The sequence below is a fragment of the Leptospira fainei serovar Hurstbridge str. BUT 6 genome (assembly GCF_000306235.2).
In the GTDB taxonomy this organism is placed as follows: Bacteria; Spirochaetota; Leptospiria; order Leptospirales; family Leptospiraceae; genus Leptospira_B; species Leptospira_B fainei.
On sequence record NZ_AKWZ02000010.1, the window covers coordinates 1,622,244 to 1,643,931 of the forward strand.

General features: G+C 43.6%; 18 protein-coding genes and 2 tRNA genes. 12 read left to right on the forward strand and 8 right to left on the reverse strand.

What is annotated here, in order from left to right; all coding sequences use genetic code 11:
- The first annotated feature begins 24 nt into the window (after positions 1 to 24).
- From LEP1GSC058_RS16705 to LEP1GSC058_RS16715, 3 genes are all read left to right on the forward strand, one after another.
- Positions 25 to 2,706, forward strand: a complete 2,682-nt coding sequence (locus tag LEP1GSC058_RS16705) for a transglycosylase domain-containing protein (RefSeq protein ID WP_016549614.1) — start codon at positions 25 to 27, stop codon at positions 2,704 to 2,706.
- Positions 2,696 to 4,300 carry a hypothetical protein gene (locus tag LEP1GSC058_RS16710; protein WP_016550599.1) on the forward strand — a complete coding sequence of 535 codons (1,605 nt, stop codon included), beginning with the start codon at positions 2,696 to 2,698 and terminating at the stop codon, positions 4,298 to 4,300. The genes LEP1GSC058_RS16705 and LEP1GSC058_RS16710 overlap by 11 nt, the downstream gene beginning before the upstream one ends.
- Positions 4,301 to 4,440: 140 nt before the next feature.
- Positions 4,441 to 6,180, forward strand: a complete 1,740-nt coding sequence (locus LEP1GSC058_RS16715; RefSeq protein ID WP_016550781.1) for an alkyl sulfatase dimerization domain-containing protein — start codon at positions 4,441 to 4,443, stop codon at positions 6,178 to 6,180.
- A 447-nt stretch (positions 6,181 to 6,627) separates the two neighbouring features.
- Here LEP1GSC058_RS16715 and LEP1GSC058_RS16720 read toward each other — a convergent pair.
- Together LEP1GSC058_RS16720 and LEP1GSC058_RS16725 are read right to left on the reverse strand one after the other, a co-directional pair.
- Positions 6,628 to 6,709 (reverse strand) — tRNA-Tyr (locus LEP1GSC058_RS16720).
- A gap of 53 nt (positions 6,710 to 6,762) precedes the next feature.
- Positions 6,763 to 6,835: transfer RNA gene (locus tag LEP1GSC058_RS16725), tRNA-Thr, on the reverse strand.
- 96 nt (positions 6,836 to 6,931) lie between these two features.
- On the opposite strand from LEP1GSC058_RS16725, the gene LEP1GSC058_RS16730 reads away from it, so the two are divergent.
- The 4 genes from LEP1GSC058_RS16730 to LEP1GSC058_RS16745 all read left to right on the forward strand — a co-directional run bounded on the left by LEP1GSC058_RS16730 (position 6,932) and on the right by LEP1GSC058_RS16745 (position 10,445).
- Positions 6,932 to 7,318, forward strand: a complete 387-nt coding sequence (locus tag LEP1GSC058_RS16730; protein WP_016550024.1) for a hypothetical protein — start codon at positions 6,932 to 6,934, stop codon at positions 7,316 to 7,318.
- Between the two features lie 24 nt (positions 7,319 to 7,342).
- The gene (locus tag LEP1GSC058_RS16735) at positions 7,343 to 8,167 is read left to right on the forward strand and encodes a transketolase (RefSeq protein ID WP_016551051.1); all 825 of its coding nucleotides are present in this window, start codon (positions 7,343 to 7,345) and stop codon (positions 8,165 to 8,167) included.
- Positions 8,168 to 8,497: 330 nt separating this feature from the next.
- Positions 8,498 to 9,397, forward strand: coding sequence for a transglutaminase-like domain-containing protein (locus tag LEP1GSC058_RS16740; RefSeq protein WP_016550168.1), 900 nt, complete (start codon positions 8,498 to 8,500; stop codon positions 9,395 to 9,397).
- An 88-nt stretch (positions 9,398 to 9,485) separates the two neighbouring features.
- Positions 9,486 to 10,445 carry a polyprenyl synthetase family protein gene (locus tag LEP1GSC058_RS16745; protein WP_016550747.1) on the forward strand — a complete coding sequence of 320 codons (960 nt, stop codon included), beginning with the start codon at positions 9,486 to 9,488 and terminating at the stop codon, positions 10,443 to 10,445.
- Between the two features lie 84 nt (positions 10,446 to 10,529).
- Here LEP1GSC058_RS16745 and LEP1GSC058_RS16750 read toward each other — a convergent pair whose 3' ends face one another.
- Together LEP1GSC058_RS16750 and LEP1GSC058_RS16755 are read right to left on the reverse strand one after the other, a co-directional pair.
- On the reverse strand, positions 10,530 to 10,880 hold the full coding sequence (locus LEP1GSC058_RS16750; protein ID WP_156860698.1) for a hypothetical protein: 351 nt from the start codon (positions 10,878 to 10,880) through the stop codon (positions 10,530 to 10,532).
- Positions 10,881 to 11,251: 371 nt separating this feature from the next.
- A complete protein-coding gene (locus LEP1GSC058_RS16755) occupies positions 11,252 to 12,040 on the reverse strand; it encodes an LIC10920 family plasminogen-binding lipoprotein (protein ID WP_232224717.1) in 789 nt (262 codons plus the stop codon).
- Between the two features lie 133 nt (positions 12,041 to 12,173).
- On the opposite strand from LEP1GSC058_RS16755, the gene LEP1GSC058_RS16760 reads away from it, so the two are divergent.
- Entirely contained in the window at positions 12,174 to 13,322 is a 1,149-nt protein-coding gene (locus tag LEP1GSC058_RS16760; protein ID WP_039948746.1) for an LBF_2804 family protein, read from the forward strand.
- Between the two features lie 24 nt (positions 13,323 to 13,346).
- Positions 13,347 to 14,375, forward strand: coding sequence for an MBL fold metallo-hydrolase (locus LEP1GSC058_RS16765; protein ID WP_016550967.1), 1,029 nt, complete (start codon positions 13,347 to 13,349; stop codon positions 14,373 to 14,375).
- Positions 14,376 to 14,401: 26 nt separating this feature from the next.
- On the opposite strand, the gene LEP1GSC058_RS16770 is transcribed toward LEP1GSC058_RS16765, so the two are convergent.
- From LEP1GSC058_RS16770 to LEP1GSC058_RS16780, 3 genes are all read right to left on the reverse strand, one after another.
- Positions 14,402 to 15,181, reverse strand: coding sequence for a ribonuclease H-like domain-containing protein (locus LEP1GSC058_RS16770; protein ID WP_039948747.1), 780 nt, complete (start codon positions 15,179 to 15,181; stop codon positions 14,402 to 14,404).
- Between the two features lie 176 nt (positions 15,182 to 15,357).
- Entirely contained in the window at positions 15,358 to 17,133 is a 1,776-nt protein-coding gene (locus LEP1GSC058_RS16775) for an apolipoprotein N-acyltransferase (protein WP_016549463.1), read from the reverse strand.
- Positions 17,130 to 18,188: a lipase secretion chaperone gene (locus LEP1GSC058_RS16780; protein WP_016550808.1), complete on the reverse strand. Its 1,059-nt coding sequence runs from the start codon at positions 18,186 to 18,188 to the stop codon at positions 17,130 to 17,132. The genes LEP1GSC058_RS16775 and LEP1GSC058_RS16780 overlap by 4 nt, the downstream gene beginning before the upstream one ends.
- 80 nt (positions 18,189 to 18,268) lie before the next feature.
- Between LEP1GSC058_RS16780 and LEP1GSC058_RS16785 the strand changes: the two genes are divergently transcribed.
- Positions 18,269 to 19,315: an NAD(P)-dependent oxidoreductase gene (locus LEP1GSC058_RS16785; protein ID WP_016549817.1), complete on the forward strand. Its 1,047-nt coding sequence runs from the start codon at positions 18,269 to 18,271 to the stop codon at positions 19,313 to 19,315.
- A 282-nt stretch (positions 19,316 to 19,597) separates the two neighbouring features.
- Here LEP1GSC058_RS16785 and LEP1GSC058_RS16790 read toward each other — a convergent pair whose 3' ends face one another.
- On the reverse strand, positions 19,598 to 20,266 hold the full coding sequence (locus LEP1GSC058_RS16790; protein ID WP_016550478.1) for a hypothetical protein: 669 nt from the start codon (positions 20,264 to 20,266) through the stop codon (positions 19,598 to 19,600).
- Positions 20,267 to 20,399: 133 nt separating this feature from the next.
- Between LEP1GSC058_RS16790 and LEP1GSC058_RS16795 the strand changes: the two genes are divergently transcribed.
- Positions 20,400 to 21,071, forward strand: a complete 672-nt coding sequence (locus LEP1GSC058_RS16795) for a hypothetical protein (protein WP_016549691.1) — start codon at positions 20,400 to 20,402, stop codon at positions 21,069 to 21,071.
- A 100-nt stretch (positions 21,072 to 21,171) separates the two neighbouring features.
- Entirely contained in the window at positions 21,172 to 21,609 is a 438-nt protein-coding gene (locus tag LEP1GSC058_RS16800; protein WP_016549857.1) for a hypothetical protein, read from the forward strand.
- Positions 21,610 to 21,688: the final 79 nt, after the last annotated feature.

Consider the following 21,688-nt stretch of genomic DNA (forward strand, 5'->3'; position numbering starts at 1 on the left):
GCTTTTTCTCCGACAGTACTACTGATGCAGGAGACAGGAGTACGCACTCTTTTCGAATCTAAGTTCGAATGCCCGGCTTGTGGAACTTTATCCAGAATACCGGAAAGTGTTCCTACTGAGACTGTCTTTCGACTAACCTGCTATCGCTGTGGCCATAAAGCTTTAGTTCGCTTAGCAAATAGAACTCCCGTTCGAAATCCCGAACCGATACGAGTATTCGCTCCTACGCAAGAACCGACGGCTCCGGTAGATGAACCTACCAAGAATTTTTCGAACTCCTACGGTTCTAAGGCTGAATCGCCGAGGGCTAGCTTAGGCTCCCGGCTGGCCGAATCTCTTAACGGTAAAATTGCGTCCTTCCGGGAAAGATGGGAAAGACCTTCCGAATCGCGTCCATGGTTCCAAAAGATTCGAGCACGGGAACAAGAGGACAATGTTAATCCGTTTCGCCCTCCGATCAAAACGTTAGCCGAACGCCTCCTTGATAAGGGAAGACGGTTTCGAATTCCGAAGATTCGTTTAAATTTTTGGTTATATTTACTCCCGCTTCCTTTCGCATTAGTTTTCCTGATTTTCTTCTGGATCGGAGTCATTCAGCGTGAATCGGAAGTCGAAGGGTTGCTGAACGTCTTTTATATTCATCAACCGACTGTGATTTACGATCGGGATGGTAAGAAAGTTTCGGAGATTTTCGGAAAGAAAACCAGTAATTTGGAATGGGATGCCTACCCGGAAAATTTGAAACGAATGGTTTTGTTGGTAGAGGATCGAAACTTTTATTCGCATGGAGGCATTCACTATTCCTCGGTTTTGAGAGCGTTCTTCGTAAACATAACGAGTTTGCGGTTCAAGCAGGGAGCCTCCACGATAACTCAACAACTTTCCCGCATTCTATTAAACGATCGAGAAAAGAGTCTCGAAAGAAAATTAAAGGAAGCACAACTCGCATACGCTTTAGAATCCCGTTTGGATAAACAAAAGATTCTTCTGCACTATATGAACAACGTATATCTCGGTCATGGGGCGTTCGGCTTCGATAGTGCGTCCGGGTTTTATTTCGGAAAAAAACCGAAAGATTTGAATTTAGCCGAGATGATCGTTTTGGCATCCTTGGCATCCGCTCCCAATCGGTATTCTCCATTAAAAAATCCTGATCTTTCTTTGGGGCGAGTGGAGGCGATTCTTAAATCCTTGGAAAATGACGGCGCATTAAAGGAGGATCTCCGCCCGCAAATGCGCGATTTATATACTTCGCTTAACACTAGATCCCCTGGTGAAACAGTTTACGGAAATCGAAAGGACGATTCTCCGTACGTCACCGAACATGTCCGAAAATTTCTGCAGACTCTATACCCTGATACCAATATCTACGAAACGGGTGGATTCTCCGTCCATACGACGATCTCTCAGCCGGTTCAGGCAGAACTACAAAGAGTCGTTAAGTCGCATGTCGATTCCATAATACGATCGGGACAAGTCAGAAAGCAAAGATTGACGGAAATCGGTAAGAATTCCGACGCAAATCCCTTTCGGAACCTTGTCGCCGACTTGTCTCCCGCTCTGGAGCTCTTTATCGATACCGATAAATTCAGAGCCGGAGAAGATAGCGGCTTACAGGCGGCAGTCGTCGCGGTAGATCCTCAAACCGGGGACGTCCTTCTGTTGCACGGAGGAACAGAGTTTAAATCCGATAACCAATTTCCGAGAGCGGCGGGAATGTATCGGCAGACAGGCTCAACGATTAAGCCGGTCCTCTATGCCGAAGCGATCGACGAAGGAATTGTAACGCCTGCGACTCATATTCTGGATGCTCCGTTGATCTATAGAAACTCCACTTCTAATTGGATGCCCGAAAATATAGGAAGTCAATACGACGGAGATATTTCGGTAAGAATCGCGTTGGCAAAATCCAAAAATACTGCAGCCGTTCAAATTGCCGAAAAATTGGGACTATCTGAAATTTCCGAAACATTCGGAAGATTCTTTTTCCCCGAAGAAAAAATTTTAAAGAATCGCTTTCGAAGGGATCTTTCTCTTGCTCTCGGTTCTCTGGAACTATCCCCGCTGGAAATGGCTTCGGCCTACTCATCCTTTGCAAACGACGGAAACATCATTCGCCCACATTTAATCGAGAAAGTTACCGATCGGTCAGGTAATGTCGTTTATCAACGAAAAGAACAGGATGAATTCAATCTACATTGGCCGAAGGAGAGGCGCGCGATATCGCCCCCGACTGCGGAGATTATGATCGATTTGTTGCACGGTAGTGCGAATCATGCAGGCGTCCGAAATACAGGCTATAGAGGAGAGGTCGCAGGAAAAACCGGAACCACTAACGAGTATCGAGATGCCTGGTTTATCGGAGTTCGCCCCGGGATTTCAATGGCTGTTTGGATCGGTTACGATTCGCCCAGTTACGGAATGGGATCATCGGCGTTAGGCGGAACAGTTGCCGCTCCATTATGGGGGACGGTCGCAAAATTATTCGATGTTGCCGAATCAGGAGATCGCGATGAAAGACGAAAATATTCTTTTTCTCAAAGAGCGGTCTCGGTTGTGATTTGCCCGGAGTCGGGAAAATTGCCCGGACCGGATTGCAATAAAAAAACGAGTGAATTGTTTCACCCGTCCCATATCCCGACGGAAATCTGCCCTTTAACTCATAAAGCCGACGCTAAAAAGGAGATCCTAAAGAATGTATTTTAGGTTTTCCGAATATATATTCTGTGCGTCTTTGCTTTTTTTCTTTTATATTCGACCGATTTCTTCCGTTACCTACGAGGATGCATATTCCTTGGAGAAAGAATCCCCGGTCTTTGCAATTCCTCTCTATGAGGAAGTCGCTAAAACCTCTTCCAATTCCGACGTGCGGAAGACCGCTTCGACACGGCTTTACTTTCTTTACGAAAAGTTTAATAAGTATATCCCTGCCTTGCAATATCAGATTCGGGCCGGCACGACTAAAAATAAAAAAGGGGAGTGGTCCTCTTTTGTTCAAGGACTTGCTCAAGGTTTGGGGGTAAGCCCTTACGCGTTAATCGGGATCACTCATTCCTGCGCAAAATCGACCCCGCAGTTTATTCCCATCGAGCAAGCGACCGTTTCCGATGCCGCAGTAAGTCCGCAGCAGTCGATACCGGAACCCTATCGTTCCCTGTCGAAAAAGGAGAATCTCGCGCTAGTTCGGCTTTGTTACTCGCTTAAGATGAAAACGAGAGATTATGAAGGCTGGGATCATGTATTTGCCTACCTGGTTGAAAGAGATCTGCTATCTAAAGATGCTGCCCTGCCGCTTTGGGTGGGTTCGGCGTTACAATCGGGAAAAGGAACGCCTTACCGACGAATTTTTTTGTCCGGACGATCCAAGAATCTAAGTGTCGATTCTAAGTCGGATATTCTATATCTATATGCGAAGTTTCTGCGAAATAGGGGGCGCCTCGAGGCTAGTACCCGTTATTTTCTTATGAGCTCATCCTACGGTAATGCGAGACGGGGCAAGCTCGAATCGGCTAAGAACTTATTACTCATGGATCGTAAAAAGGAGGCCTGTTCCTTCTCCTCGGATACGTACAACGGAGGGGAGGAAGCCGAGTTGCTCTTTCGTAAGATATGTCAGGTTTCTAATAGGGATTGGATTAATTCGTACTTACCTGCGTTGAGAATACTGATAAAGGAAAACCCGGACCCTGTCTTTGCGTATGCAATTCAGGGTGGTGGACGGGAAGGCGGAGAGTATTTCCTTTCTCTAATGAATGCGGGATTATCCGATAAGGATGATGACGGTGAAGAAGAGACCGAGTCTAGTGAAATCCTATCGAAGCTACTCCCGAATGAGGAAAAGACGCATTTACCGTTCTGGGACGTTCGCGACCGTGAAGCGAATTTAGTTCTATCCGATCGAACGAAATATATTTGTAAAGTGATTCGACGACCTTTCTTCGGACCGACTAGTATTCAGCCTCAATTTTGCAAGGAAGTACTGCCGGGCAGCTTAGATACAATTTTGGCGTCGGTCAACGAGGACGAAGAAGACGCGAGTTATGCTTTTGCAGACCTCGGATATCTACCTATAAACGCAAAGTGGATTTGGAAAGATTTTCCCGTCCCGGAAGGACCCAATCCTCTCGATGTTACAAGTTCCACTCCCGTAGCCGGTCCGCTTTCCATATTAGGTCCTTGGAATTTGGATTACATCGTATATCGCAAGGTTTTAAAAAGAACTTACGCTGAAATTCGAAAAGGGAATGAATATTATATTATTTCAGTGAAGCCTAGTTCTATTCTTTGGGAAAAGCAATAATAGAATATCGAACCTGCAGGGACCTTGCTCGGAGAAATACCGCGATTCTCGTTCGGATATTAATTCATTCCAAGGATATTCCCGAAGGATTCGCGGCCTTCGCCCTTTAGTTTCGAAAACTTTATCGGCAGGAAAAGATCATGAAAAAACAAAATTTCGTAATATATATTTTTATCATACAGTTACTGACTTTCATTTCGTGCAGTATGTCGGATTCGGAAAATACTGTTCGTCAAAATCCGAAGTTAGGCGAGCTCGATGCGGAATTCGAACGGAGAATCTATAAAGTCGCGGACGGAATTTACTCTGCAGTCGGTTACGGGATTGCAAATTCGATATTAATAGTCGGAAAGGACGGTTTGATTATAGTCGATACTTTGGAAGATCTAAAATCGGGCGAGGAGGTGTTGGCAGAGTTTCGTAAAATATCCGATTTGCCGATTAAGGCGATTATTTATACTCACAGTCATCCCGATCATATTTTCGGTTCCGCTGCATTTGCAAAGAACGGGAATCCGGAGGTTTTTGCCCATGATACTTTGAAGGCGAATATAGAAAGACTCGCTAGCGAAACAACTCCTATCATCGGTTCCAGAAGCGCACGGATGTTCGGAAACTACTTGCCTAAAGAAGATGTGGATAGCGTGGGAATAGGACCTTATCAGGGATATAATAGCTCGACTAAAATCGATTATCTGCCGCCGACAAAAACGTTTCAGAATAAATTGTCGGTTACTGTTGCGGGAGTTCCATTAGAATTGATTCATGCACCGGGAGAAACGGATGATCAAATTTATGTTTGGATTCCGGATCGGAAAATCCTGTTCGTAGGGGACAATTTTTATAAAGCGTTCCCGAATTTATACACCATTCGAGGGACTTGGTTTCGGAGTCTTAAAAATTGGTATCGCTCGCTGGATATCGCTCGAGCCTTTCGACCGGAATATCTCGTACCTAGTCATGGACGTCCACTCACGGGGGCTTCGGGAATTTCCGGAATTTTGACCGATTATCGGGACGCCATTCAATTTGTGCACGATCAATCATTACGTGGAATCAATCGAGGATTGAACCCGGATGATTTAGTCGAATACGTAAAATTACCTATGCATTTAGCTGCATCACCTTACCTCCAAGAAGTTTACGGAAAAGTTTCATGGTCGGTTCGTTCGGTCTTTAGCGGGAACCTGGGTTGGTTTAGCGGGGATTCCGCAGATTTGCAGCCTCTATCTAGAAACGAGCAAGCCAAACTTTTTTCCGATTTAGCAGGAGGAGCGGATAAATTGGAGATATTCGCTCAAAATAATTTGGAGCAAAAAAATTATCAGGCCGCCCTTCAATTAACGGGTTATATTTTGCGAATCAACCCGGGAAATAAGAAAGCGAAAGATATACGAATTCAAGCCTTGAGAGCGCTCGGACAAAAAGAAATCAATGCGAACGCTCGGCATTATTACTTAACGGAGGCTTTGGAAATCCGCGACGGCTTTGTAGCAAAACTACAGGTTAAACCCAATCCCGATCTACTTCGCCGATATCCTCTTTCCGTCTTTTTCGATAATCTTACGATAAACTTGGATCCGATCGTAAGTTCGAAAATAGACGGTAAGGTCTCCTTTAAATTCAAGGATACTGGGGAAGAGTTTACGATTCACTTGAGAAAGGGGGTTGCCGAGGTTACTTCGAAATTAGCATCCGATCCGAACATATTAGTTTATTTGAATTCTCAAGAATGGAAGGAGATGTTGCTCAGAGTAAGAAATCCCGTAACTACGTTGCGAGGGTTTGAATACAAAAAAGGGAATCTCCTTGAATTCGCCAAATTTCTCGGAAATTTTTCTCCGATGGAGCCGGTACTTCCGTATCTGGGAAATAATTGAAGTGGCCTCGTTCGCGTAGGCTCGTCGCAATGCTTGCTCGACATCCTGTCTCACATTGCTCCCTATGGGTCGCAAACGCATTACTCTATTCGAATCCTGATTTTATTTATAAGATAAGAAATTATTGGGCAGGGAAGGATTCGCCTCCCCGTCACTCGGCGTCGTGCCTCGTTCGCGTAGGCTCGTCGCAATGCTTGCTCGACATCCTGTCTCACATTGCTCCCTATGGGTCGCAAACGCATTATTCTATTCGAATCCTGATTTTATTTATAAGATAAGAAATTATTGGGCAGGGAAGGATTCGCCTCCCCGTCACTCGGCGTCGTGCCTCGTTCGCGTAGGCTCGTCGCAATGCTTGCTTGACATCCTGTCTCGCATTGCTCCCTACGGGTCGCAAGCGCATTACTCTATTCGAATCCTGATTTTATTTATAAGATAAGAAATTATTGGGCAGGGAAGGATTCGAACCTTCGAAGGCTTGGCCAGCAGATTTACAGTCTGCCCTCGTTGACCGCTTGAGTACCTACCCGAAGTAGTTGGAAGAGTCCGGAAAAGAAAGACGTCCTTTTCCTGCGCCAGATCAGCTGCCTAGAGGAATCGAACCCCCAACCTGCTGATTACAAGTCAGCTGCTCTACCAATTGAGCTAAGGCAGCATTCGGACTCGTTGACCAGTATTCAAATCGGAATTCCCGGGTCAACCGATTAAAAAGGATTTTCTCCATTCGATTAGAATCGCTAAGTGGAATAAAATGCCATTTTTACTTATCAACCTGGGGATGACGATCTCCATCATACTATTCTATCTCGGATATTGGTTTCGCTTTAGAAACAATCGTCTGCATCGAATTTTCAATATAGCAGGAATGGGCTTTAATCTCGCTGCTGCAATTTACTTACTAACCTTGAAATATCTATTCGGTGGAATGGATGCTGCCGGATTTATTCCTGTGGTAGATCGATTGATCATCGATATTCATCGAGGTGTTGCCGCAGTAACGTTGGTTTTAATGCTCCTTATGGGCTGGTCCGGGATAACCGGAAAAAAAAGATTCCATAGGAAACTGCACTTTGTTTTTCTACCATTATATACAATCGTATATCTCTCGGGATTATTCCTCTTCCGATCCGGAAGTTAAGGTTGAGAAAGGCAGTAGGTCGGAATGAACGATATCAAGGAAATAAAAGAATTCGCCAATAACATACGCAAGAATGTGATCAAGATGGTCACTGCGGCCAAGTCCGGCCACCCAGGAGGTCCTCTTGGTCTTGCGGATATTTATGCCGTTCTTTATAAGAAGGTTTTGAATCATAAACCCACCGATCCCGACTGGGAAGATAGAGACCGTTTGATTCTTTCCAACGGTCATGTTTGTGCTGTCCGTTACGCCGCGATGGCTCAATCGGGATTCTTTCCCGAATCCGAATTGCTCACGTTTCGAAATATCGGCTCGAGATTGCAAGGTCACCCTTCCACTCGTTATCTCAAGGGAATCGAAAGCTCGTCCGGATCCTTAGGTCAAGGTCTTTCCGTTTCCGTCGGAATCGCTCTCGGCGCGCGTTTAGCAAAAAAGAATTACACTGTTTACGCCTGTATTTCCGACGGGGAATGCGGAGAAGGAATGACTTGGGAAGCAGCCCAGTCCGCCGCCCATTATAAGACGGATAATTTGATCGCCTTTATGGATAAGAACGGGATTCAGATCGACGGCTTTACGAAAGATGTGATGAACTTGGAACCGTTGGACAAAAAATTCGCCGCTTTCGGTTGGAATGTTATCCAAGCGGATGGGCACGATATCTCCGCGATTCTTTCGGCTTTCGAAAAAGCGAAATCCCATAAAGGATCTCCTACGATCATACTCTTTACGACCGTTCTCGGAAAAGGGGTCTCCTTCATGGAGAACAATCCCGCTTGGCATGGAACTCCGCCGAATGCGGAACAAGAAAAAAAAGCCTTGGAAGAATTGGACGCTCTTAGCGTTTAATATTCTCCAATAATGGTTAACAAATAGGTTAATCCGAAACGGTTAGTAAAAGTTTCTTTTACTAACCGTTTTATTTCGTAAAACAAATCAAAAGATTTTTTCTTCACCTTTTTTGAACAAATTCTTCTTTCTCGATAACTTTTAAACTTAGAAAAAAATCCGTAGCTTTTCCGTTTTCTCTTTCAACTTCCTTGACTTCATCCTATACTTTTTCTCAAACGGAAAGAGAACATAAACGAACGACATAGTTAATTTATGAATCACATCCTTTTTTGATCGTTAGAAAAACTTCCTAATTGACGCTGCTTTTCCAAGATTCACGTTATTGCTATGCAATCCTCCGACTCACCTTACGGAACAGTCCCATTCCCGCCCGATAAGATCGAGGATAAGTTTTATCAACTTGAGTTTTCGGCTTCGCAGGAAAAATCTAGAATCATCGGCGAGATCGCATCGATGATTCCTTGGCAGGTTCGCGTTTGCGAAGTGGCCGATGAATTGAAAGATCCGACTCTACGAGTGTTTGCGAGAGGGGTTGCACCTGAGGTTCATTCGGAACGTATAACATTACGTTATGTGGCATTGGCTGAAAAAGGACATCCGAACCACTATGACGATCTGGAAGAGGGAGTATTTCTACTTTCCTCCGTGATAGAACCCGAATTATCCTATCCCGAATTCAGAACATACTTGGATCGAATCGCGCTCAGAGTGGAAGAACTCGTGGATCTAAATGAAGATCTCGCCTCGGATGATGTGAAAGTGCATTTCCTCACGCGAGTTCTTTCTCAAGAGGAAGGTTTCGTAGGGAATCATGACGAATACGAGGATCCGGATAATTCCTTTTTGCATCGAGTTTTTATCAAGAAACGAGGAATTCCTATATCTTTGTCCGTAATCTATCTCTTGGTAGCTCATAGACTTCGTCTTCCATTATACGGCGTCAATATGCCTTTGCACTTTCTTTTACATTTTGAATCCAACGATTATGAGACCTATATCGACCCGTATCACGGCGGCGTGATGCTGGATCGTTCCACTTGTATTCGTTTCTTAAAAGCTAACGGCTTTCAGGCACATGATAGATATTTTACTCATGCGAGTACTCTCACGATTTTAAAGAGGATGTTTCGGAATTTAATACATATCTACCGAAAAAAGGAGAATCGCGAGATGGAAAAAATCCTCTCCAGACATCTCCTTGCGCTGGATAGTAAGTGGAAACCTTGATTATTAGTTTCTTTCAATTTCGCATTTCTGAGCTTTCCTGCTTGAGCGGGAAATTCATTCAGAAATAGTGTCGAAACAAGGAAACTCCGTGAAAGCCAAGGGATTGAAGGACCTCCTCGTCCGAAAGTTCGACAAAAAACTTTATGAAATCATCGACGAGGATCTACGTTTGCTCGCCGAAATTAAGGATTATACGATTCGTTCCGGAGGGAAACGGATTCGACCCGTCCTGCATTATTGCATATGCAGGATATTAGGATATAAAGGGGAGAAATATACCGATGTAGGAGCAATCGCGGAATTGATTCATGCGGCAAGTCTACTGCACGACGATGTTGTGGATGAGGCGCAAACTAGACGAGGAGTTCCTAGCGTCGGTTCTAAGTTCGGAAATAAAACGGCCATTCTTGCAGGCGACTATCTATTGGCTTGCGGGATCGATCATTTGAATAGCCTGGGATCGCCGTCCTTGATGGATCTGTTTACTCAGGTTATAAAAGATCTTTCCATCAGCGAACTTATCCAAATGGAATGGGAACGGAATCCGAAGCTGGATTTAAGTATTTACGATCGCGTTGTCTACGGTAAAACCGCGTCGCTATTCGGGGCGGTCTGTCAGGCTGCCGGAATCCTTGCCGAAGCGCCTAAAAAAAGCCTAAAAAAATTGCACGAATTCGGAGCTCGCTTAGGTTCTCTTTTTCAAAAACAGGACGATGCAATCGATTACTTTCAAGCAGGAGAACAAACCGGAAAAATCCCCTTAAAGGATTTTAAAAACGGCTTATATACCTATCCTATCCTAAAACTTCTAGAACGTGCGGATAAGAATGATAAAAAATTAACTCATTCTCTTTTTGCTAAGGAAGAGCGTAACAGCCAGGATGAAATGGTGATCCTCTCTCTGCTCAATCGGTATAATATTCGTAAAAGTTTAAATGAGGAGTTCCAGGCCGACGTCGAGGAACTTTTGAGATTTCTAAAGGGGTATCCTGAGACCGAAGAAGGCGCTCTCGTTAAGGAGCAGTTCCGGAAGCTGACTGAAGTGTAGAGCTTTGAAAGTCCGGACTCTAATTTGATACGGAGAATCCCGATTTCTTCCTAAGGGAATCGGGAAATTTTATTTAAATCGAAATCAATAAACAGCGTTTTTTAATAAGTGAAATACTGATCCCGAATGCTGACGAAGGTAGAAAAAATAAGCGTTTGCGGTTAAGCTAATAACCAAAGGCAAAAACTTAAAGAATTTTGTCTTCGCGAAAGAAAACACGATAAACGCCAACAATACCCCGATGACAGGTAAGAGTGAACCTATCGTCATCAGCAAATAAAAGAGCCAGAAATTCGGTATCTGCTCTTCTTCCTGCGTTTTTCTTCGAATCACCGACTTCTGGGGAGTATGAATTCCACTCGATTGTCTGTGCTCGACGTGTACTACTTTCACTTTTTCCCTAAACTTCTGATCTGTGTTTAGTGTCTTTTCCATATCTTTAGTTTAATAAGTTTTTTAAACATAAGCAATCATCATCCTGAAATAATAGAGCTTTCGGCTTTCGAAATTTATATCAAAGTATCGAGCTGATTCGGAATAATTTAGCCCGGAATAACGAGAAAAAGGGTCTAATATCCGTATATTCGTGAAATGAAATTTTTGCGCATAGCGGGCATTATGTGTCGCATATTAGTAAGAAATTCTCGCCTCTTGTGGATGCATGAGGATTGAATCTGGGATTTTAAGAAGGATCCCGTTACAGACGGAGTTTTAAAAAACGAACAGGGTCGCGAAAAATAGTTATCCTGTCATTTCAAAGTTAACAGAGAGAGTTGGGCTGCCGCTGGGATGGGCAGCCCTTTTTTTTACTGAGTGGTGGTAGAAGTTCCTGCGGGAATCGAGTTACTAGTGCAATTTACGTCCCCTTTAATGGAAACGCCTACACCCGATACGGATTGTGAATTGAAACATTGCTGACCGTTCTGCGTATAACACATACTAGACGAGGTTGCCGATGTACAATTGATAAAATCAACGGTGTAACATTGCGTAAGGGACAAACCCGCACTCCCACTGTTGACGACATTTCCGACTAAATCAAGAGTAACCGTTAAATAGGAAAGAGCTTGAGAACCGGAGGTAGATGTGTCAACCGGCACACCGCTTCCTCCCCAGGCGATTTTTCCGTAATTTGCCACTAAAGGTTTCGCAGCAAGGCTTCCTGAATAAGAGAATCCTTGCTGCGAATCGATTTGTCCTTGGTTTTGCGTACTATCGTAAAGGAACTTTAAATAAACGTAATCCCCCGTCGTATAGTAAAGCCTGCTGATTACGGTAAATTGAGTATTCGAGGAACCTGACGAGGTTGACGTTGTCGTTGTCGTAGTAGTCGAAGTTCCACCTGTCGAGGTGCTTCCCGTATATGGAGATGCGGTTCCACAGTTCGGGGTTTTGGTTTTATCCAAACTTCCGTGAATGCTAAAATTGACCGAACCGTCCGTTGAGGTTACCGTTAAGTCGGATTTAGTCGAGTTGTGGTGTTCGCAGGAAAGAGTAAAAAATAGTAGGCTGCCGACTAGGATTAGTTGTTTTTTTTTCATATCCGCGAGTCGGTCAAACATCGTAAGGGATCCCATAGTTCTAATATCAATCATCGGTAAAGCAGGGTCAAGAATGAAATCCCGGGGATTTATAACGCCTGGAATCGAATGATCTGACCCAAAGAATCCGGTTAAGGTTCCCATTCGGATTGACGATTCCATTCTCTCGCGGTTGGATCGTTCCGGAATGGAAGCCCGAAAAGACTTTTTCCCCGAATACAAGCCGGGTCTTTTGGAACGCTGGGGAATCAAAATTCTCCAAGATTATGTCCGACAAGAAGAGAGAAAAAACGGACCTGGAAACGGGCAAATTCCCGCGGATTTTTTTCCGGAAAGCAACCGAATCATTCGATGGGTTACATTTTGGGCGATGCATGCCGGTTTTTGGACCACATGCGGCATCATTCTCGTCGAAAAACTTTTTCCGGAATCTCCGGAATTTCTTTCTCCCATCTTTATAGAAAAATGGACGTACGCCGGGCTGGCACTATTACTCGGAACGATATTAGAATTTTATATTCTCTATAAACTCGGATTATGGGGGGCATATCGATTGACGAGTTTAGCGGGGATGGAATTGGAAGACGACCCTGAACTATTGACGGGGAACGTAAACCTTCTCGCACGAATGGCTTTGGAGATTCCGGATCCGGATTTAAAACTTTTGGGAATCGATCCGTTGCGGCTAACGGATAAGAGAAGTTTTCTTGCAGCGACTTTTTTGTACAAAGCCAAAGTTCTTCTCTCTAATTTGCTGGCAAAAATAGTTTTGCGCAAAGTTCTCGCTAGAAATTCATTGCGAGTTTACACGGACTTTATCGCGGCTCCAATCACGGCAATTTGGGACGGGATCGTTATCTATTCCATTCTTTCCGAACTAAGAATTCGACTGATTTCACGAGTTTTGGCAAGAGAAATCACCGAGCAAATTTTGGAAAAAAAAGATTTCCTAAGTACGAATGCTAAGCTGGCATTTTTGGCCGCCGTCGGGAATTCGGTAGTTTTTACACAGAGGTTTCACCCGAATCTCGAGTATCTACTAGTCAAACTTTTCAAAGCTTTCGATATCGCGTCCGATGCGACAATCTTCGATGATTTAGAAACGTTTGCGACTCTAATTCGAAATTTGGAGGAATCGGAAAAAGAGGCTTGTCTCAGGCTGTTATGCCTTGCCTGTTCCTTCGATGGAAAACTATCTTCTTTCGAAACAAAACATATTAAGCGAATTCTCGGAAAAGAAGCCGAACCGCGTTTGGCATCGATAGCCGAACTTTCCCGTTATATTCGTTCCGGCAATTTAGAGGCTTGTCGCGAAAAGAGTAACCTATTTTCCTAGAGAAAAACCGAGGCGGGGTTCTAATTGAAAGTTTATAAGTATGATTCAATTCCGGACGTAGTCGAAATCGGAGACGGTATCCTCAAAACTGAAATTCCCCAACCGTTTTACGCGCCCAATAATATTTATATTCTTCCGGACGGGGAACCTGCGTTAATTGATTCGGGATATCTTGCCAATCTCGGAATGCTTCAAAAAGCGCTTCGAAAAGTCGGTTTAAATTTAAGTAAAATAAAGCATATCTTTTATACTCACAATCATTTGGACCATCTTAGCGCAATACTTACGATTCGTTATTATACCGATGCAAAGCTGTATGCGATGAAAGGAATGGCCACAGGCATCGGCAATTATTTGGAATACGTGGAAGTGTTCAACAGAGCCTCCAAAAGACTCGTGTATAAGGGACATCGTTCTCCCGAGGATCGTAAACGGGAAATCACCCGTTTAGAGGCGGGTAATGAAAATTTACGTATGACCTTAAGTCGCGGCGATCGAATACAGCCCATTCTGAAAATTGACGTGGAGTTGGTGGAAGGGGATGTGATTCATGCCGGGGGTAGGGATATCGGATTCTTGCACACGCCGGGTCATAATCTCTGGCATTTGACACCCTATATATTGGAAGAAAATATTTTCTTTATGGGAGATCTGGTTTTACAGAATATTTCTTCCATCTATGCCGAGATCGACGGTAATCTCGAGGATTATTATAGGTCCCTAGATAGAATCTCTAAAATGTCGATCCGCCGCCTTCTGCCGGCGCACGGACCGGAGCCGGAAGACCCTAAGAAAGCGATCAAGTTGCTGTATAAAACGTTGCAGATATTGGAAAGAGGTATCATCCGCAGATTAAAGGAAAAGGAATATGATCTTTCTAGCCTGACTCTTGAAGCAATGGGAGAAAAGGTGGCTCATTCCGGTTACTATAATACCGCGATGGCTATCCTGCATTCGATGGTACGAAAGTTCGTCGAAAAAGGATGGGTTGAGGTTATAGAGACGGAACCTCCGTATGAAACTTATCGATGGATTGGAGACGTATCAGCGTAAAAATTTCGGAGCTTGGTTCTTTTCGATTAGGAAGGAACATCTTCTTGAATTACTTCTCCGTAAAAAGGAGTTTGTTTTAATTTTAAATTATAGGCTTTGATAAATAAAAGTTCGAGATGCATGACGTCTTCTCGATTATACCGTAACAATAAATCGAGAGCCTCCAAATCGTCGTACTGAACGTACTGCCACCAGAGTCGTACTGCATCCGCACCGTTGACTTCGTAAGGAAGATTTCTAGTAATTCCTAACGCTTTCTCGCAGCCTTTTAAACCTCCTCGATAGCCGAGGCTACGCAAAAGATACATTAAATCGAAATGTCGATTTTTAAATTTTCGCCCGAATTCTTTTTCGATAAAGGGGACGTCGAACGCGACGCCGTTGTAGCTCACAAGAATATGCGATGAAAGAACTTTTTCCGGGAAATCGTCCATGTCCCGTCCGCGCAGAAATTCCTTAAACATAACTCCGTCATATGTTCCGACTACCGTGATAAAGTCCTCGCGGGACAGTCCGCTCGTTTCAATATCCAAGTAAAGAAGCTTGGATCGAATATGAGGAAAGAGCCTCCATTTCTGATCGTTAGGAAGAGCAAAGAAAAAGTAATCCCAGTTATTTCTCTCCAGTTCCTTTTTAGAAAACTCGATCGAATCTAGTACTAGTCTAGAATACGTATCGTCGGGGGATTTAGCTTTTAAAAGAAATTCCTCTCGAAGAGATTCCCAATTTAAAATTCCCCGTTGCCAAAGGCTTCCTTCCTCGACGGTGTTGATACCCGGGAGATGACAAAACGTATGCTCTAACAAATCCACCTCTCTTTGCTTCGAAATATGGTCTATGTGCGGCCCCTTCTATTTGTGCTCAATTCAGGATGAATCGGGAGGCGTTTATTCTTTTGTAAAGTCGTTTGAGGCTCGTTTTTAGCGAGAAAGAAATTCCTCTCTCCGCCTCATTTATTTTAGTTTTTCCATCGGGCCTTTTTCTATTCTTTTGCGATCTTTCGAAAAAGTAAAATATTCAAAAAAGGGAATAGAATCATACCAATAATCGAATAGAAGTAAAACGGTAGATTACCCCACCGTGAATAAAAAGTATTTCCTTCCGGAGCGAGTTTAGTTACCGGTAAGAGAAAAGCTCTAGTTCCGATTTCTCCTGATTCCATCGGAATACTCAAGGCCCTGCCGTACGGATCAACTACGAAGGAGATCCCGCTAACCGTCGGTCGAACAAAGCTTAAACCGAATTCTATCGCCCGAAAACGTGAAGTGCCTGCGTGTTGCCAGGCTTCCACTCCGGATGAAAACCAAGAATCGTTGGTTGGATTTGCCAAAATCGTATATTCATTTTTGCGGGCCTCCCGAATCGAATCGGCTACTAGCGAAGGAAACATAGCTTCGTAGCAAATCAGAGGTAGGATTTGGTATTGAACGTTATCTTCGGGAGACGTGGAATGTGCCGACAACGGAAAGTTTCCCGGAGTTTGGATAGCCGAAATTTCCTCGGGTGTTGGTGGGGAAGGTTGCCGGACACGATAAAATGAGCGTGATCCTAAAAGAGGCTTAGGGCTTCCACCTTGCACATATCGAGAGGTCTCTTTAAATAGACTTCTTAGGAAAGGAAAGGAGGATTCGAACGGTAGATATTCGCCGAACGCCAATAGACGACGTTTATCATAACGTTGCATCTCTCTCGTTTCGGAAGAGATTAAAGTGACTTGATTTCGCAATCCTTCATCGAACTGGTTTAATTCATTATATAATAAATCCGCTCCGGTTTTATAAGTTAAATATAATACTAGTCCGTGAAATGTCGAAGAATATACTCCTGAAGAAATATTGTTCGGATTCAAATCCGTTCCGTGAAATGGAATTGCCGATTCGGGAAGAAAGATAAGATCGGGAGGAGGGATATTTTCCAATGAGGAGGACAAAGCCATTTCCAGGTTTCTGCTCATTGCTTGCCCTAGATATTCCGGGTTTTCCGCAAATTCTCGTTTGGCGGGCGAAGTATTCGGCTGAATCATGATTGCCGATAGCTTAAGCAAATTGTTTTCCACATTGGGTGTGGTATTAGGCACTTTGTAATCGGGTGCGGATAATAATCTATATCCTCCTAGAGTCCATATGAATCCGAAGAATACGATTCCGATAATGCCTAGTTTTCTTAAATTCACATTCCAAAGAGAGACTATACTTGCGCTGCCTAAAAGAAGAAAGAAGCCCACGCCGTAGACGCCGGTCGTAGCGGCAGTCTGAGAGAAAGATAAATTCCCTTCGGCCAAATTTCCCCAGAACCAAGGGAATAATTGCGGCGTTAGGATATCTCCTAGAATTCCCCAAACCGGAAAGAGAAACCATTCTAAGCGGAGAAGTTCCGATTGGTTGTTGCGATATTTCTTATAGAGATCGACGGAAAATTTCCAACCGTAAAAAGATAGGAATAGTTTTAGATGGGAAAAAATACCGTAGATTAAAAAGAGGATCCAAGAAATAAATCCTCCCGCCCCGGAAATTGCGGAGATCGAAGACGGAATCCAGAAGAATACGGTGAAATTTAAAATTTGAGAGAGCAACAGTAACCAAAGAATCTGAAATTTCTGCGGCCATTCCTTCAATTCTTGAAAAAATAAGTAGGCACTAATTGAAGAAAGCCCCCCGGCTAAAAAAAATCCGAAAGGCTCCATCGCAAAAAGTAGTCCGATTGAAATCCCAAACGCAGATAGAAGCAACCGTAAGGGATTTTTCGGGAAAAAGATCATTTGAGATTTAATCGTTTTTGATCTTCTTCAAGGGCTTTTCTCCGTCCGTACTCCTCGGCGTCTTGGCTTCCCAAGATACGGGTTCGAATCGCGGATATCGCTTTTTCCCTTTCGGCAGGCTTGGCGTTAGGATTCGCTTTTAACCAAGTTTGCTCTTCCTTATCGGTTTCCGATTCCTTAGCTTTTTGTACTTCGATATCTTTATAAACTTTCTCGATTCGATCCGCGCCGTCTTTTCCGAAATACTTTTCTCGAATAGAACGAAGTTGAGGATCCTTTTGAGCGGCCGACATTTTATTCATGTCGGTCTCTCTTAGGAATAATTCGGTTTCATACTTGTTGAACTTCGGCTCTCTTTTTACGACAGTATCGTAATAGTTTCCGTAGACATCTTTTCTATAATTTTCGTATCGTTTGATTCTCTGATCTCCCGAGACGTTTTTCGTTTCATCCAGGAAATGCGAAAGCCCGAACTGGTATTGTCGTTCGGATTCTTCTAAGCCGAAAATTAATTTGGCATCCTGCTCCGAAAACACTTCTCGTCGTTTCTTTTTGATAAGTTCGTAAGTCTCATCTTGCTTCAGGTCTTTCGGCATCTCGAACGATCGCAGCACTTGTTCGTAAGTGAGATATTTTCTGAATAATGCCATCAGCTTCTCTCCTGCAGCGCCCGGATAGTGGTCCAAAAGAAAGGCTTTAACCACCTCGTTACACTGATCGACGGTGTAACCTTCCGGACAGCGTCTACGCAAGGCCCACAGTTCCGAAACCAGATCCAGTTCGCCGGAAGCTGCGAATTTTAAAATATCATCGTAGGATAACCATTCTCCGTCTTTATAAATGTTACGCGAAGTATCCACGATTTCAGGATTAAGGGTCCATTCGCCGGCGTCGTTTCGGGAGACAGTGAATCCATCCGAGTTATCGTGGCTATTCCCGAAGCCGCCGCCTTTGGAAGTCGGTTCCCATAGGATGAAAATGACGAGAAGCAATAAAAAAATACCGATGGCGGATAGCCAAACGATGCGGGGGAGTTGTTTGATTCGTTCTAACATATTTTGTTTCCGGTTCGAAGCGATGAAAGTAACCGCAAGGGCCGCCTTGGCAAGATGTTTTTGAAAGAAAAAATATTGGAATGAAAGTCTCTATCTCGGAAACTATCCCGGTGTCACTTCCTTTACTATATTATCCTGAGGGAACTACCGGAGCAGGATTCATTTTTTCGCATCTCCGGAAATTAGAAACGCGTTCTTATAGGAAGAACGATCCGGAATCGGTAACTAAGGAAGAACCGGAAATTTTGGTCGCGAACACTCGTCTTGCGATCAATTCCGAAACCTTTCACACGTTTCCGAGCGTTAAGATTTTTGCGACAGTTAGTTCGGGTATTGATCATGTGAATTTATCTGATTTGAAAAAGGCGGGCCGAATATTCCTAAATTCGCCGGGATGCAACGCAGGATCGGTGGGTGAATATTGTTGGGTCGGGATTCGATCCTTCTTCTCTATGGAAGACTTGAAAAGAAAAACGGTCGGCCTCGTCGGATTTGGGAATACGGGTAAAGCATTCGCAAAGATTCTTTCTTCTTTCGGAATCGGATTCGTTTATAACGATCCTTATATCAAAGAAGCTTCAGTTTCGTTAAGCGAAGTGTTTGATTGCGAAATAATAAGTTTCCATGTCCCTTTGACTTTGGAAGCTCCTTATCCGACGTCCGGAATGTTTACTAAAGCGGAAGCAAGCCGATTACAAAGCGGAACTTTAGTTTTGAATACCAGTCGCGGAGAAATATGGAAACGGGAAGCGTTCGAAGAAATAATTTTCCGCGAAGATCTCTTTAAAGTGATCGATGTCTTTGACCCGGAGCCGCCGCGCGGCGAGTCCATTCGAGAACTTTCAAAATGCCCGAATGCGATTTTCACCCCGCATATCGCCGGCTATAGTCAACTTGGTCGATTATTGGGTACTTATAGATTGGCGGAAAAACTTTGCATCTTATACAAAGACGGTCCTCTTCCTCCGATCGAAAACTTTCTCATGATGGATAGCGATTGGAAGACTGAATCTTTTTTGCAGAAGGAGGATAGTTTTTTGAGGGAAGCGTGGTTCCGAGGAGATTGGGAATATTTCGAAAGCAGGAGAAATAATTATCCGATTCGTTTGGATATGGGGCTTGTGTAGGGGATTGCGGATTTTTTTCTTTCCACCCTTCCTGGGTGGGGGATGGCGGCGGTTTATCTCGGAGAACTTTCTTTATCACGGATTATCCGACGTGTCAATTAAAAAGCGGGTAGAAAGCTTTGTGGGAGCTCCAACATAAATTTTGAACATAAAATGGTTGTAATATTCTAAATTCCGTGAAATACACGTCGGTACCGCCGCTGCGCTCCAGCCCCCACCCAATAAGGGTGGGGATCTATTTGTCTGAGAATCATCCGCAGGAACTCCTCGGGGGGAGGAGGCTTATTTCACCAGCGTCTTTTCGGAAGGAAATAATAGATATTTAGAGCGAACTTTGGCAAGAATATCGTCGATTACGAAAATTTCTCTTGTTCCTCTTTTTCGTTCGAACGGTGCCTCATATAAGAACCCTAAAAAAGCGAGTTCGGAATGTTTGTGAGAGACTATATCGTCCTGCCGTACTTTTCGGCTGATATCCAGGTCGATCGCTTTCCAACCGGAAAATAGGAAATGCGTAATTAATATTTTCTTAATATCTAGAGTTGAGTCTCGCACCAATATATATAGGGAACCGCCGCCTTCGTTCGCATAAAGATGAAAGCGGAATTCTTTTACGAAGTCGCTGGATACCCAAGGGGCCTTAAGAAGAATTTCAAAGGATTGGTTTTTTTCTGCGGTCACTTCTACATACAAAGACTTTGTCGAATCTCTTTGCGGAGTCCGCAAAACCGATGAAATCCTAACTTCCGGTGTAAAATCGGGTCCAAGTTTAGCTTTTATGTTTTCGGAACCGAAGCTCTCTTGCTCAAAATCCTGCACAATGATTTCTTTATAGATTTGCGTATTTTCTGATTCGCTAGGAAGAGAGAGAAAGGGGAATATATATAGAATTAGAAAGATTGAAAAGTACTTAGCTTGCTTTAACAATTTCAAGATTTTAAAACCCCTCATTTAAAAATATCGTCCTAACTGACGATTTCAGGCTATTTTTCCGCAAAATCGGCTCGAACAATCGCCGGCGAATTAAGAAGAAAATGGACGGTTAGACGTTGATCTTCTTCGGTAAAAATCCGATAGATGGACCATGAAACGATTCTTCCCGATTTTGATATTTCTACCGATCTTGCTTTCGGCCTCGGCAGCCGAGGATGAGATTCATTTCGCGACTTTGAAAAAAGGTAATAAAATCGTTTACCGCGCGGTCGATGGCCGGCAACAAATCTTAGGAGAAGGAGTGGAAGGCTTTCCTATCCTACTTAAACATTCGAACAACGATAAGTTTCAAAGAATCCTAGATCTGGGCGATGACGAAACTTCGGGGCTATTTGTTTCAAGTTCGGATATTAAGGATTTCGGAACGAAGCACGGTCCTCCCGCAAACGGGCAAATTTATGTTTTTGAACCGGAAATTTTAGGATACGCGGACGATAACACGAGTTTGTTTCGCACGATTCTGATTACCGCCGAAGGGGTCGCGTATTTCTTTGTAAGGAACGAAAGAGAAGGTGTGACTTCCATCTATATCGGAAAAAAGAAAGATAACCTTTTAATCTTTCGCGAAAAGATCCAGTATTCCAAAAATGAAATTTTTCATAAAATCCCTTACGTGATTCCTTTAATCGAAAGAACGAAGAGAGTGGATTATTCCATTGATTGTAATTTCGGAAAGGAAAATAAACAAACTTGCATCATCGACGGGGCTCTAAAGGAATTCGAATCCCCTCAAAAACGTTACCCGTTATTTTGGGTAGGATAATGAACCTATCGAAAATCGAAAGTTTCGTTTAACAATTTTACGGGAAACGGTTCGCTGATTTTCCCTTGAAGGATCCGTTTCCCTACGAAATTCTTGCCGTATGAACCCTGAAGAGGATCCTCTTTTGCAAACAAAGTTGGAATTTTCCGACGCGTTTCGAACCGCGTATAGAGAATTCTTCGGCGATGAAAAGGAATTTCAGTATGAATTATATGAACTGAAATCCGAAGAATCCGGACCGAAAGGCGGATGGGCTACATTTACGATACGCAATCCGTCGGGAGGGAGATCGATCGTCTTTCGTTTTGATCCGGTATCCGGCGCTTTTTATGCAATGTTAAAAATTCAAGTAATGCCGGGAGAGGAAGATTGGAGTCTGGATTCGTTCTTCGAGCGAAACGGCTTTGCGAATACGAATTTTTTAGATGTGAAGCGATCAGCGGGTGAGTGGTTGTTTCATTCTTTGGCAAGGCATTATTTGGGAACTATCTTTACTTATTGTCCGAGAATCTTAGAGTCGGATTATATATTGGAATAATAATGAAATGAAAAATGAACCCATTTATATGAGGTCGAACCTTCGTAAATTGTGTTTGTCGATTTCGTGTAGAACTCGC